This window comes from Novosphingobium malaysiense (assembly GCF_000802225.1).
Classification (GTDB): Bacteria; Pseudomonadota; Alphaproteobacteria; order Sphingomonadales; family Sphingomonadaceae; genus Novosphingobium; species Novosphingobium malaysiense.
The window spans coordinates 74,459-88,197 of sequence record NZ_JTDI01000011.1; the positions used below are offsets into that span (position 1 = coordinate 74,459).

Sequence of the window (13,739 nt, forward strand, 5' to 3'; positions counted from 1 at the left end):
GTGGACGAGGATCGCAAGCCCGGCCAGGCCCCATTGGCCCGGCAAACAATTCGGGCAGGCTCAGAACCGTCGCCAGAAAGGTATGTGCGAATGAGCGAAGACACTCTCGAAGAAGACCTGATGGCTCTGTCCGAGGGAATCGATTCGGCCCTTGCCGAAATGTGTGAGGCGCGGATCGTGCACACGTATTTCGACGGCGGGAACGAACTCGACGAAACCCTCTGGCAATGTGCGGCCGAGCTTGGCTGGCTGGGCATCGGCCTCCCCGAAGAATACGATGGCCTCGGCCTTGGGGCTCCCGGGCTCGATCTTCTTTTCCGTGCGCTGGGTTCGTTCATGGCGCCTGGCGCCTTCATTCCCACACTTTCAGCGGCGCAATGGCTCGCCGAATCCGCGGCGCCGGAAGTTTGCCAGACGCTGCTCCCCGAGGTTGTTGCGGGCGCATGCACGTTCGCAGTGCCTCTGGTGCCGGGAACTGCCCCGCTGCAACTGGAAGGCTCAGGCTTGTCCGGCCGCCCCCCCCTGATGCTTGGCTCCCGGTCGGCGACCACCGCCATCGTCGCGATCGAACAAGCCGGAAAGCCCGGATATGCGATCGTCCCTCTCGCCGCGGCAACGGCCTCCTTCACGCCAACGGAGATCTGGGACAGCACGCGCATGGCTGGAAAGTATGAGTTTTCCGGCGCAAGCCCGCTGGCCGTGGTCGATGACGCCGATGGCGCTGCGACTGCCTGCCTGCGGCGCTGGCTGGCCCTCGCCACTGCCGCGGACTGCGTGGGCGGTGCGCGCGCCATCACCTTCAAGACGGTAGACTATCTCAAGGAGCGCTCGCAGTTCGGCCGGTCCCTCGCCAGTCTTCAGGCGCTGAAGCACCGCATCGCCGGACTGCTGACCCGCGTCATCCAGGACGAGGCGCTGCTCGATCAGGCGGTCGCCTCACTCGCCGGAAGCGAGCCCAGCGCGGACATGTGGATGAACATGGCAAAGGCTTCGGCCGGCGACATGTTCGCGGCTGTCGCCGAGGATTGCGTGCAGCTCCACGGCGGCGTCGGCTTCACCTGGGAATTCGACTGCCACATCTACCTGAAGCGCGCCCTGTTCAATCGCGAAATCGCAGCCAGTTCTTCGGTCCTAAGGGATCTGGCAGCATCCCAATTTGCCCTATCCGCCCGTTCGGGCGCTTCCACTGCGGAGCTTGCACTGTGATTCTGGACAAGGTTGACGACGAAGCCGCGTTCCGTGGCGCCCTGCGCGAATGGCTGGCCGAAATCATGCAGGCTGATGAGGCGCGTCTGCCGCCAAAGAACGCCAAGCAGTTCAACACCAACCAGCTCTGGTGGATGGCCGAGCGCAACAAGGTTGGGCTTGGCACCCCGCATTGGCCGAAGGAATATGGCGGTTCGGACCTGTCCCTGCGGGGGCAGGTGATCATTGCGGAGGAAGTAACGCGCGCGCGCGCGCCTTCGCTCGGGCAGTTCACGATTTCGCTGAACCACATTCCCGCCACGCTGATGAAATGGGGCACCGAAGAGCAGAAGAAGAAGTATCTTCCCCCGGTTTCACAGGGGACGATCTGGTGCCAGGGCTTTTCCGAGCCTAACGCTGGCTCCGACCTTGCCTCGGTGCGCACACGCGCGGTTCGGGACGGCGACCACTACGTCGTGAACGGCCAGAAGATCTGGTCGTCCTATTCGATGTACGCTAAGCACTGCATCCTGCTTACGCGCACCGATCCTGATGCCCCGAAGCACAAGGGCATCAGCTTCTTCCTCATGGACATGGACACGCCCGGCGTCGAAGTGCGCCCGCTGCGGCAAGCTAACGGCCTCGACAAGTTTGGGGAGATTTTCCTGACCGACGTGCGTATCCCGGTCGAAAACATGGTCGGCCCGGAAAACGAGGGCTGGGCGGTAGCGCAGACCACCTTGTCCTCCGAACGCGGCATCAACTCTTTTGAGCGCCATGAGCGGGTCCGGTATCTGATGGAGGACTTCTACGCGGCCTCTCTGCAAAGCGATGCCGCTTGGCTGAAGGATACCGCAATGCAGCGGGAATTCATGCAGCTCTTCGCCGAAGTTCAGGGATGCCGCCGCCTGATGCGCAAGCTGCTGCGCGCCACGATCGAGAAATCGCCGATTGCCGCACAGGTCACGCCCCACGTGAAGATGATCAATACAGATCTGCGTGCCCAGGTCGGCGATTTCCTGACGCGGGCCAGCGGCCCGGAGGCACAAGGTATCGTGGCCGGTTTCGACGAACTCTCGACAGACCCGATGTTCACCTACCTCACCGCGCTCGGCGGCCGCATCGCCGGTGGCAGTAACGAGATCATGCGCAACATCATCGCCGAACGTATCCTGCAGATGCCCAAGGGGTGACACCAGCCCCACCTGCAGGAACCGGGACACCGGCCAACATAATTCCGGAGAGACGAAATGTCCGATGCAGACCAGTTTACCCAGGCCCTCGCCGACTATGGGGAAGTTGAACCCATCAAACGAACCCGCATCCAGAAGATCGTCGCCAAGACCATGTGCACAAGCGTGACGACGATCCCGCACGTCACCCACCACGACAAGGTCGACGTTACCGGACTGGAAACCTACCGCAAATCGATGGGGAAGGAGCAGAAGGTCTCCCCGCTCATCTTCATCGTCAAGGCGGCTGTCGATGCCCTAACGGACTTTCCGGACTTCAACGCCTCGCTGTCGCCCGACGGTGAAGTTCTGGTCCGCAAGAAGTTCTTCAATGTCGGTATCGCGGTAGACAGTCCTCTGGGCTTGCTGGTTCCCGTGCTGCGCGACTGCGATACAAAGGACCTGCAGAGCCTGAATGGCGAACTGAAGGAAATGACCGAGCTGGCCCGCACCAAGGGCCTGCCGCTGGCGGCCATGTCTGGCGGCTGTTTCACCATTTCCTCGCTGGGCGGCATCGGGGGAACCTATTTTACGCCCATCATCAGCCCGCCCGAAGTCGCGATCCTGGGTGTTACCGGCATACAGACCGAACCGGTATGGGACGGCGAGCAATTCGTCCCGCGCAAGATGCTACCGCTATCCCTCAGCTACGATCACAGGGTCATCAATGGTGCGGACGCGGCTCGCTTCGTGAAACGCATCGGAGAAAGCCTCGCGCGATGGTCCGCAGAATGACGGAACGGCGCTTATCCCGCAAGGCTGACGGCCAAGCGCTCACGTGCTTTTGGACGTCCGAGCCCAGTCCCGAACCGGCACGAAATCCTGCGTGTGGGAAGACCTGTGCCTAAGCCAGCTTGCCCCGTCCACGACAAGCGTGTGCCCTGTAATATAGCGGGCAAAGGGCGAACAGAGAAAGCAGGCTGACCACGCCAGTTCCTGCAAACGCCCGGCCCGCCCACCGGGCATCTGACCTTCCTTGCCGATCCGCCACGGGCCCTTCATGTGCTCAGCCGTGTCGTCGTGGGGAAACCACCCCGGCGCGAGGGTATTCACGCGAATTCCGTCCACCGCCCATTCGACTGCGAGCGTCTTGGTCATGTTGGTGACAGCAGCCTTGGCTGCGGCCGAGTGAACCGACCCCGGCCCTCCGTTGAAGGCAAATGTCGCGCCGATGTTCAAAATCGCCCCCGGCTCACCCGCCTCGATGCGGCAGCGATGGAATTCCTGCGAACAGAAGAACGTCCCGTCCATCACGATGTCCGTAACGGCACGCCAGCCATTGGGTGTCAGGTCTTCTGCAGGCGCCATGAACCGGCCGGCCGCATTGTTGACCAATATCGAGACTGGTCCCAGCCCGTCGCCGATCATGTCAAACGCTTCCGCAATCTGTTCCGGCTTCCGCACATCGAGAGGAACGGCAAGCGCCTGCCCGCCCCGACTTTGCACAGCCTCCACTCCCGCCAGGCGATGCTCTTCCTTGCGGCTGGCAATCGCCACCCTAGCCCCCATGCTCGCGAACATCCGCGCCATGGCCTTGCCCAGCCCGGTGCCGCCGCCTGTGATCAGCACAACATCTTCCCCGAAAGTCCCGGCAGGCAGGAATGGCTGTTCGAACTGTGGCGGCTCGGGCAACGGCATGGGGCTCTCCTCATCGAACGACGCGAAACTTTTCAGGGAACAAATTGCGCAAGCGCCGCGCGGCGCCATTATTTTAATTCTTTATAAAATTCTTCAGTTCGGATAGGCTGTATCGCACAGGCACGTCAACATGCCTCAAGCATGCAACCAATGGGACGAACCATGGACGAGAGGATCGAGGAAGACCGCATCCTGGTCAGCCAGATCGGGAAAGTAGCACTCATCACCTTCAATCGCCCGAAGGTTCTCAACGCGTTTTCGGCAGGCATGGGCAAGCAGATGGCCAGCCTCCTCGATTCCATGAATGACGACCCCAATGTCAGGGTCGTGGTGTTTACCGGCAACGGCAAGGGATTCTGCTCGGGAAAGGATCTCAAGGCTGCCAACACACTTGAAAAGCCTGCTCCGCGCTCCCCTTACCGGATGCTCAATTTCAACGAACACAACATTGCTTCCATCCGCAGTTTCGCCAAGCCGACGATCGCAGCCGTCAATGGCGTTGCGGTTGGCGCAGGCCTTGGCATTTGCTTGGCCTGCGACATGCGCATCGCATCACCAGGCGCCCGCTTCAGCGCAATTTTCACCAAGCGCGGTATTCCCGCGCAGGATGCAGTGGGCGCATTCTTGCCGCAGATCGTGGGCCTGCCGAAGGCGCTCGAGATGCTCTATACCGGGCGCATCGTTGAGGCCGAGGAAGCATTGCACATGGGCCTCGTTTCGGAAATCTTGCCGCACGAGGCCTTGCTGGACCGGGCACTGGCGATAGCTGAGCAAATCGCCGCCGCCCCGCCTCTAGCAACGGCAATGATCAAGCAGGTCGTCTATCGCGGTCTCGGCCGCTCGATAGATGATCAATTGGCCCTGCAGACACTGGCGACTTACATCAATTCAGCGAATGCAGGCGACGACATTCGCGAAGCCAATGCCGCCTTCAAGGAACGGCGGGCGCCGATTTTTTGATAGGTATCAGCGAATTCGAAGGAGAGGTTTTTGCGATGTTGGACACCGTCATTCGTGCTGGCTCCGTTATAGATGGTACAGGTGCCCAAGCATTTACCGCCGATATTGGCATTCGCGATGGGGTAATCGTGGAGATCGGCAAGATCAGTTCAGCGGCCCGCCATACGATCGAAGCCGACGGTGCTATCGTCACCCCCGGCTTTCTCGATATCCATTCTCACTACGACGGCCAGTTTCTCTGGGACGATCGGCTTGACCCGAGCTTTTCGCATGGTGTCACGACGGTGCTTGCCGGATATTGCGGCGTCGGCTTCGCACCGGTGAAGGACTTCCACCAGGAACTGATGGAAATGATGGAAGGCGTCGAGGACATTCCCGAGGCCGTACTCAATGAAGGGCTGGACTGGAACTGGCGCAGTTTTCCCGATTATCTGGATCGTCTTGCCGAGCGCCAGTACACGATGGACGTCGGCTCGAACCTGGCCCACGCCCCACTGCGCGTCTTCGTGATGGGCGAACGCGCCTTGCGCCACGAAGCGGCGACTGCAGACGACATCGAACAGATGAGCCTGCTCGTGCGCCAGGCCATGGCCGCAGGCGCGACCGGCTTCTCAAACGGGCGGATCACGACACACGCATCGAGCAAGGGCGTTCGAATCCCCGGAACCTTTGCCGAGGAGGACGAACTGCTCGCTCTCGCAGCAGCGATGGGCGAAAGCGGGCGCGGCGTGTTCCAGATTATCCCGCAGGGGACAAACGGCGGCGCGGTGATCCCTGCGCTTTCCCGCGACGCACGTCTGGCCGAACATCACCTTATCGAGAACATCGCGCGGGTTTCCGGCCGCCCTGTCGTCTATACGCTGAACGAATTCGCCGCCGACCCGGGCGACGAGCCCATGATGGCCGAGGCAAGCCGCAAGGCGGTGGCCAACGGCCTGCAGGTACACCCCCAGACACTGTGCCGCGGAATGGGCGCGGTCCAGATGATCGACAGCTACCACGTGTTCCTGCGCAAGCCGTCCTATCGCGAAGTCGCACATCTGCCCCGACTGGAGCGTATCGCGGCAATGCGCGATCCGAAGCGTCGCAGCGCAATACTGTCCGAGGCTGATGTCGATGGAGAATACATCGACAATCCGTCAGTTCTCAAGATGCTCCAGATCCTCAAGGAGCGCTTGCCGAAAACCTACATCCTGGAAACGGTCAACGACTACGAGCCCGGTCCGGAGAGGACTGTCGGCACGCTGGCCGCGGCTGCGGGCAAGACTCCCGAAGAATTCATATACGATCACTATACCAGCGACGACGGGCGAAACTGCAATGTCTCTTTCATCCTGAATTACAGCCCGGGATCGCTTGATCACGTCCATGGCATGATGCAGGATCCCAACGTGATGACAGGCCTCGCGGACGGTGGCGCCCACGTCAGAATGATTTGCGACGCCTCGATGCCGACGTTCCTGATGGCCTTCTGGGCACGCGACCGCAAGCGCGGCCCGCGCCTTCCTCTTGAGGAGGTCATTCGCCGCATGACGACGGATCCAGCAAACCTTTACGGTTTCGCGGATAGGGGCAGACTGGCACCCGGGATGCGGGCAGACCTGAACGTGATCGATTTCCCTCGTCTCAGCCTGCAGCCGCCCGAAATCATCAATGACCTGCCAAGCGGCGCGGGCCGCTTCCATCAGGGCTCGGTGGGTTACCTCGCGACGCTGGTCGCCGGACAGACAACGCGCATCGCAGATGAAGACACCGGTGCAAGGCCGGGGCGCCTGCTCCGGCACGGGCATGCGCTGGTTGCCTCGCACTAATGGACGAAGAAACGGCGCTCATGGAAATGAGCGCCGTTTCTGAAGCGCACGCCGGACGCAGGATTTCAGAGCTGCGGCGGGATTAAACTCACGCCATGAGTCTTCCAGCCTGCTTCATGTCGACCAGACCTGCGGGACCGAAGTGCTGAGCCAGTTGACCAGGCACCTGTTCACGGCGTGGGGCTTTTCCTGCTGCACCCAGTGCCCGGCATCGACCATCATTTCGACAAGGTTCGCGCAGGCAGCCCGCATTGGTTCGGCCAGATCAGAATTCGTCGTCTGGCAGCTTGGGTCGTAGCTGGCATGAATGAAAAGCACAGGCATGGACAGCCTGCCCTCGTTCACCGCCCGGTGGGCGTAATCGGCGTGCAGGTCATTGTTCTTGTAATAGTTCAACCCCGGCGCGAAGCCGGTCATCTTGTAGGCCGTGACGAACGCTGCGTATTCTTCCGGTGAGAAGATCTCGCTGTCGATCGGCATATGCCGGCCATATTCGACAATAGGCCACCACCCATCCGGCGCCTTCATGGTGGCCGTCAACGTCGGCGCAGCATACACGTCGCTGCTGCCCTTTCTGAAACAGATGCAGATGGAAGCCTCGACATCGGAGTCGAGCGCCTTTGCCGCCTCGTCCAGATGTTCTGCATTGTAGTTCCAGTAAGCCCATTGGCCGTAGGGATATTCCGGCTCGGGATAGCGGCCGCGATCAACCAGCGCGCTGCATACCTCAAGCGTGAAACCATCGGGCAGGTAAGGCACGCAAAGATTGGCAACCGCGATGCATGCCTGCGGATGGTGACTCGCCAGTCCCCAGACCACCGCAGCACCCGAATCGTGACCGACCCAGATAGCCTGATCGCGCCCCAGATGACCGAGCAGCTCCAGCAAGTCGCCCACGGCTTCCTCGACGGTCAGTTGACGCGGATCGGAAGGTATGGCGGAGCGCCCGAAGCCACGCACATCAGGCGCGACGGTGCGGAACCCAAGGCTTGCGAACGCAATCATCTGGTGCCGCCAGCTCAGGCCCATTTCCGGCCAGCCATGCACGAAAATCATCAAAGGGCCTTCCACCGGCCCTGCCTCAAGATAGAATGTCGCCTGCCTTTCGGTGCGGCAAACGCCTTCCCGGATTCCTTCTGCCATCAGCGGATCTTCCCGATAAACAAGGCCCCAGCGCCCCCCTTGCTGATCGCTGGAAGCCCATCCTTCAACCCTTAACCCTAGACAACTTCCAGCAGCTTGACCCACTGGCGCGCCTCGCTCGAGACGCGGATGGCTTCAAGAATTCGTTCGATTTCCAGCGCTCGGCCAAAATCCGGATTGGCCGTGCTGCGATCTTCTATTGAGTTCACCATGCTCTGCATCGCGAGGGCCATACCGAAACTCGCCGGAACCGGACAATTTCGATCCAGTGCGACACCCGGCGGATCGAAATAAGCGTCCGGCGGAGTGATCCCGGCCATTTCAGGAACGAGGTCCAACCGCCCGACATCCGCCGGACGTTTCGCTCCGCGAAGGATCGCGTCGTTTGGATAGGGGTAGGTAGGTGCCCGAAGGTCCAGACGCCCTTCGGTGCCGAAGACATCGATTTTCCAGCCGCTGAAATTCGTCATGTTCCAGTTCACCTGCATGGTCATGACCATGCCACTGGCGAACCGGAGAATCACGCTGCAGTGATCGTTGGTTTCGGGACGGGTTACATCCCCATCGGGATAGCGCCATTCAGGCAGGAACTGGGCATCGTATGCGGTCAGTTCCTCAACTGCGCCAAACATTGACGTCAGCACATACAGCATATGGCTGCCATTGTTTCGTATTGCCGAAACACCAGCCGATTTGTCCGCGAACCAGCCATACGGAAACTGCTTGCTCGGTGAATTGAACAGCGAAATATTGAAGTGGCAGGTCCCGCCCAGCGGCCGCCCCAGATAGCCGCCCCGCACAAGGTCAATCTGGTGGCGCACTGCCGGAATCCACTCGGCGAAAGCATCGACAACGCCAACGGTGCCGGCCTTTCGCCATGCTGCGTCGATGGCTTTAGCACCGTCCCAGCCGGGAGCATGGGGCGATGAATTGTAAACGTGCTTGCCTGCCTCAAGTGCGGCAATGACCCAGGGCAGCCGCAAGTTCGGGCGCGTTCCCAGATCCACGATGTCGATGTCCGGGTCGGCGCACAAGGCCATGGCGTCCCAGAACGGACGCTCGACCCCGAAGTTAGCGGCTGCCGCGCGCGCGGTCTCCTCGCGCGAGGTGCACATGGCCGTAACTTTCACCCCCGGCACCGCTCGCCAGGCTGGCAAATGCGCGTATCCGCCCCACCCTGCGGAAACGATACCTACCCTGAGTACCAAGCTATCTCTCCCATGTGATTATCTGTATCGGCAACCTGCCTGTCGGGCCCATGCCCGCATCGACAGCTTCAGAAATCCGAACCGCCATCAACGTTGATGTTGGTTCCTGTCATGAAGCTGTTGACCCTTGAACCTGCAAACACGATCGCTGCGCCATATTCATCAACGGAACCATAACGGTCCATGAAGTTGCTTTCCGTCGAGCCGAACTTTTTCTTGCTGAGCTCGACGGCGTGGTAGGGATTGGTTGGATCCAGCCCCGCCTCTTCGTAATAACGGTTCATCACCTCGCCCCAGTTTCCGTTTTCGACCATCACGCCGCCAGGCGAAATCAGGTTCACGGAAATGCCGTCGGGCGCGAGTTCCTTGGCAAGTGAACGACTCAGGTTGTTCATGGCCGCCTTCATCATGTTGAACACGTGAAGCAGCGGGGTAGCGCGCGAGGTCGATGTGGACGAAATGTTCACGATCCTGCCCCATTCGGCGGCCTTGAGATAAGGAATGGCGGCCCGCGTCGCACGGACATAGCCAAGCACGATCCGGTTGAACGCATCCACATAGATCTCCTCGTCCTCGAACTTGGAGAAGTCGCCGTGTGTACCGATCGAGTTGGCCGCGTTGTTCACCAGCACGTTGATCGCTCCCCAGTGCGATCCGATCGAATGGATTGCGGCGGCCACCTGTTCGGTGTCGGACATATCGGCCGCCTGGCACAGCACTTCGGGGCTGCCTGCGTCCCGGCACTGCGCGGCAGTCTTTTCGAGGCCCTTCAGGTTGCGTGCGATCAGCGCAACCTTGGCGCCTTCAGCCGCAAACTGTCGCGCGGCCGCTCTTCCCATGCCGCGCGATGCCCCGAAAACGACGACATGTGCGTCCTTCAAACCGAGATCCATGATGAACTCCTGAATTGTCCTGCGCCCCGTCTGGGACAAGCAATTTTCCGGCCGGGCTACGACCTGCTTCTGGGAAGACCAAGGCGGCGCTCAGCCACCATCGAGCGCAGCACCTCGCTGGTTCCCGCGTAGATCGTGGTCGCCGTTGAATGGCGATAGCCCATCTCGACGAGTCCCAACCCTTCCTTGCCACGCAGGAGCGATCGAGGCGCAGCCAGGTCAAGCAAATCAGTCGAACACGAAATAAAGGCTTCGGTGGAAAACACCTTCGAAGCTGGCCCGAATGCGGGATTGGCCGCGCCAACGGTGCTCGCCCAGCGCGCACGCGCATTGAGCGCTGCACCAACACGGCAATACGCTTCCGTCTTCGCGATCCGGCTTAGGAACGCTTCATCTTCGACAAGCGGCCGGCCATTGGCTTCCTCGTCGCGTGCCCATTCCAGAACGGCTTCCATCATATCGCGAATGTCGACGTCATAACCGCCGCCGCCCTGTTCGAGCGAGAGCGCCGCCGACATTACCTTCACGCCTGCGTTGACTTCACCGAGACGGTAGCGATCCGGTATCCGCACATCCGAATAGAACGTGGCGTTCGTGCGCTCGTCCATGAACGTGTGGACCGGATGGATTTCCACGCCTTCCAGGTTGAGCGGCACGAGAAAAAGCGTGATGCCTTTGTGCTTGGGCGCGTCCGGATCTGTGCGGGCGATCATGATGACATAGCTCGCGAGTTCAGCGCCTGAAGTGAACATCTTCTGACCGTTGATGATCCAGTCATCGCCGTCGCGCACGGCACGGGTCTTCGCCGCGAACACATCCGAACCGCCCGAAGGTTCAGTATAGCCAAGGCAGGCCGTGATTTCGCCCGACGCAAAGCTGCGGACCACTTCCTCCTTAAGTTCATCGATGCCGAACGCCAGTACGATGGCTCCGACCATGGCCGTAACCGAACGGGCATGACCGATGTAACCCACGTCATGCCAGACCGAGACACACCCACGCGCTTCGTCCATCCGTGCGCTGCGGCCGCCCCATTCTTCCGGCCAGTCGGGATACAGCAAACCAGCCTTGCCAAGCGCGCGGTGAACATCCCAGTCATGCGCTTCGAAATTCGCTTCACCGAGACGATGCTTTGCCGGATCGAGGACCTCATCAAAGATCGCACGGGTTTCGTCAGCGAGTGCCGAACCGTAGTCGGGCGGATTGAAGTCGAGATCAATCACCCCGGTCTCAGGCACCACGCCTAGGTCGCCATGGACAAGGCGCCGGCCGCCTTGCTGGAGCACCTGCTGCGGATCGCCAAGGACAAGCGGCCACGCCTTGGCCCGGCGATGATACAACTGAATGTCGTATTCGTTCGTCAGACCATATCCGCCAAAGGTGTGAAGCGCATGGCCGACGCTGTTCGAGGCGGTACGCGATGCCCACCAGAACAGGATGGAAATGTTGGCCGCCGCGCAAGGATCACCGTCCTCAAGCGCCTTGAGCACCCACCAAAGGTACATCTTGGCGCCGTCCGCATCGATCACATTATTGGCGAGTGGATGTGAGATGCCCTGATAGGTGCCGATCGGCACACCAAAGGCAATGCGCTCCGACGCATATTGCGATGCCATCCTCAGAGCTTCGAGCGAAAGCCCCACGAGAGCGGAAGACATCAGGATCTTCCATTCCTCTACCGCCTGCTGCCACAACGCTACCGCAGCCGCACCCGAACCCACGATTTCGCGGCCGGTTACCTTACCCGTGAGTACGCCGATCGCATTGCCGCCCAGGGTTTGAGGTCTTTCCAGAGGAGAAACCGGCGTGACGATGGAAACCGTCTCACCATCACAGATCATGATCCCGGAAGCCACCGCACCGCCGGGCACGAACTGCGTGCCAGACTTGGTCAACCCCAAAGTCAGGACTGCGCCTTCCTCCCGGACCCGGTCCGCCCAGACGCGGGCGGCTTCCTGATCAAGCTTTGCCAGCAACCTCAGGGCCACGACAGCCTCTGCCAGAGGAACAGAAGCAAGGCGCCGTCCTGCCTCTTCCATCATCACGCAGGCATCCAGAAGGGGCATGTTCCCGCCATCCAATTCCGCCGGAAAGCGAATGAAGGGTGCCTCGACTTCAACGAGCGACTTCCAGAGTTCGAAATCGAACCCCACGGGCTCTGCCAATCTGACGCGTTCAGGAGTGGATTCGGCTTCGAACAGTCGCGCGAACATATCCTGCACAGGTTCGCTGTCCGCAGGCAAATTCAACTGCATCTCGGCTCAACTCCTCTCCGATTCCCGTCATACCCTTAAGGCACATTGCCCTTCTGGCGCCAATTTTTTTTAATTTCAAATTCAATTTTTCAGACGAAAGCGGCCCGCCCCCGAGATGAGGACGGACCGCCGTCTGATTACAGCACGGCTCAAGGCCTGCTGCAGTTGGGTCAGATGGGAAGCTTGTAGAGCTTCGCGGCAGTTTCGCCCATAACCTTGCGCGTCACATCCTCACCCCAGGGTGCGAGCACTTCAACGCCGTGCTGGACTGCATTTTCGTAAAGGCATGTGGCGTGAGGGAAGTCGGTTTCGAATAGGACGTTGTCGAAGCCGATCGAGTCGAGCACCTGACTGGGGGCCGACTTCTCGAACCAGAAGCAGCTGTAAACCTGACGCCGGAACAGCTCGGTCGGCGACGGCTGATCGAGGCCCTTGCCTTCGAACGGCGTATCGAGCAACTGCCATTCGAGACGCTCGAGCATGAACGGGATCCAGCCCAGACCGCTTTCCACAATGACCCACTTGGTCTTCGGGAAACGCACCAGCAAATCGCTGGAAAGCAGGTTCGCCATGACCCGGGCATTGTAGAGTTCGAGCTGCGAGTTGCCGATGACCATGGCGCGCTGATTATCCATACCCGGCCAAGTCGAGGAGGCCCAGGCTTCGAGGCTCGACTCGCTCGAACCGACGTGGAAGTTGATAGGCATCTCAAGGTCGGAGACGGCTTCCCAAAGCGGATCGAAGAAAGTGTCTGTCAAAGGCGGAACGTCAGAACCACCGGCATGTGGCTCGGGGCAGATCGTGATGCCACGCAGCTTCAGATCGCGTGCGCAACGTTCAGCCTCCTTGACCGATTCCTTGACATCCCAGTAGGGCACGAGGCACTGCGGGAACAAGCGGTTGCCGCTCTCTTCCTGCAGTTCTGCCATGGCATCATTGTAGACCTTGATGGTCGTCAACGCGACTTCCTGGTCCATTTTGACCAGTTGGTGAGCGCCGAAACCGAGGATGTTGCCATAGCCGATCTCTGCAGCAATGCCGCGCTCATCCTGCATCTTGACTCGTTCCTTCGCGTCATAGCTGGCAGGGTGCACATCGTTAAAGGTCATACCCGAACGGATGTCCCATTCGTAGAACGACTGCTTGGAACCGTCCTTGCGAATGACGGACGAAGCACCGACCTTCTTCTGCAGGATCTGGTCGCCGTTGATGTACCAGTGCGGACGGCCCTTGGGGCCTTCCTTGACGTGCGGCAGCAGTTCCTTCCACTTACCGGTCACGCGGCTCGACCACAGGTCCCAAGGCTCGGTGATATGCGTATCGGCGTCAACGACCTTGAGGCCGGCGGGCACCTTCACATCGCCCGGCTTGTCTAGAACGGTTGCCATGCTGATTACCTCCTACAAATGGTCTT

Annotated in this window: 11 protein-coding genes; 5 read left to right on the forward strand and 6 right to left on the reverse strand. The window is 60.4% G+C overall.

Annotated features, from left to right (window positions below):
• The first annotated feature begins 90 nt into the window (after positions 1-90).
• The 3 genes from LK12_RS23020 to LK12_RS23030 are packed head-to-tail and all read left to right on the forward strand — an operon-like array spanning position 91 to position 3,152.
• A complete protein-coding gene (locus LK12_RS23020; RefSeq protein ID WP_039290409.1) occupies positions 91-1,206 on the forward strand; it encodes an acyl-CoA dehydrogenase family protein in 1,116 nt (371 codons plus the stop codon).
• Positions 1,203-2,378 carry an acyl-CoA dehydrogenase family protein gene (locus LK12_RS23025; RefSeq protein ID WP_197063649.1) on the forward strand — a complete coding sequence of 392 codons (1,176 nt, stop codon included), beginning with the start codon at positions 1,203-1,205 and terminating at the stop codon, positions 2,376-2,378. The genes LK12_RS23020 and LK12_RS23025 overlap by 4 nt, the downstream gene beginning before the upstream one ends.
• Before the next feature lie 57 nt (positions 2,379-2,435).
• Positions 2,436-3,152 (forward strand): 2-oxo acid dehydrogenase subunit E2, encoded by a 717-nt coding sequence (locus LK12_RS23030; RefSeq protein WP_052223753.1) that lies wholly within the window; start codon positions 2,436-2,438, stop codon positions 3,150-3,152.
• A 39-nt stretch (positions 3,153-3,191) separates the two neighbouring features.
• Here LK12_RS23030 and LK12_RS23035 read toward each other — a convergent pair whose 3' ends face one another.
• The gene (locus LK12_RS23035) at positions 3,192-4,055 is read right to left on the reverse strand and encodes an SDR family oxidoreductase (protein ID WP_039290413.1); all 864 of its coding nucleotides are present in this window, start codon (positions 4,053-4,055) and stop codon (positions 3,192-3,194) included.
• A 150-nt stretch (positions 4,056-4,205) separates the two neighbouring features.
• On the opposite strand from LK12_RS23035, the gene LK12_RS23040 reads away from it, so the two are divergent.
• Positions 4,206-5,015, forward strand: a complete 810-nt coding sequence (locus LK12_RS23040) for an enoyl-CoA hydratase/isomerase family protein (RefSeq protein WP_231568467.1) — start codon at positions 4,206-4,208, stop codon at positions 5,013-5,015.
• 35 nt (positions 5,016-5,050) lie between these two features.
• A complete protein-coding gene (locus LK12_RS23045; RefSeq protein ID WP_039290418.1) occupies positions 5,051-6,826 on the forward strand; it encodes an N-acyl-D-amino-acid deacylase family protein in 1,776 nt (591 codons plus the stop codon).
• A gap of 114 nt (positions 6,827-6,940) precedes the next feature.
• Here LK12_RS23045 and LK12_RS23050 read toward each other — a convergent pair whose 3' ends face one another.
• From LK12_RS23050 to LK12_RS23070, 5 genes are all read right to left on the reverse strand, one after another.
• Positions 6,941-7,969, reverse strand: coding sequence for an alpha/beta fold hydrolase (locus LK12_RS23050; RefSeq protein WP_039290421.1), 1,029 nt, complete (start codon positions 7,967-7,969; stop codon positions 6,941-6,943).
• Positions 7,970-8,046: 77 nt separating this feature from the next.
• On the reverse strand, positions 8,047-9,177 hold the full coding sequence (locus tag LK12_RS23055; RefSeq protein ID WP_039290424.1) for a Gfo/Idh/MocA family protein: 1,131 nt from the start codon (positions 9,175-9,177) through the stop codon (positions 8,047-8,049).
• A 68-nt stretch (positions 9,178-9,245) separates the two neighbouring features.
• Positions 9,246-10,070, reverse strand: coding sequence for an SDR family NAD(P)-dependent oxidoreductase (locus LK12_RS23060; RefSeq protein WP_039290427.1), 825 nt, complete (start codon positions 10,068-10,070; stop codon positions 9,246-9,248).
• A gap of 56 nt (positions 10,071-10,126) precedes the next feature.
• A complete protein-coding gene (locus tag LK12_RS23065) occupies positions 10,127-12,325 on the reverse strand; it encodes an acyl-CoA dehydrogenase (RefSeq protein ID WP_039290429.1) in 2,199 nt (732 codons plus the stop codon).
• Positions 12,326-12,495: 170 nt separating this feature from the next.
• On the reverse strand, positions 12,496-13,713 hold the full coding sequence (locus LK12_RS23070; RefSeq protein WP_039290432.1) for an amidohydrolase family protein: 1,218 nt from the start codon (positions 13,711-13,713) through the stop codon (positions 12,496-12,498).
• Positions 13,714-13,739 lie beyond the last annotated feature (26 nt).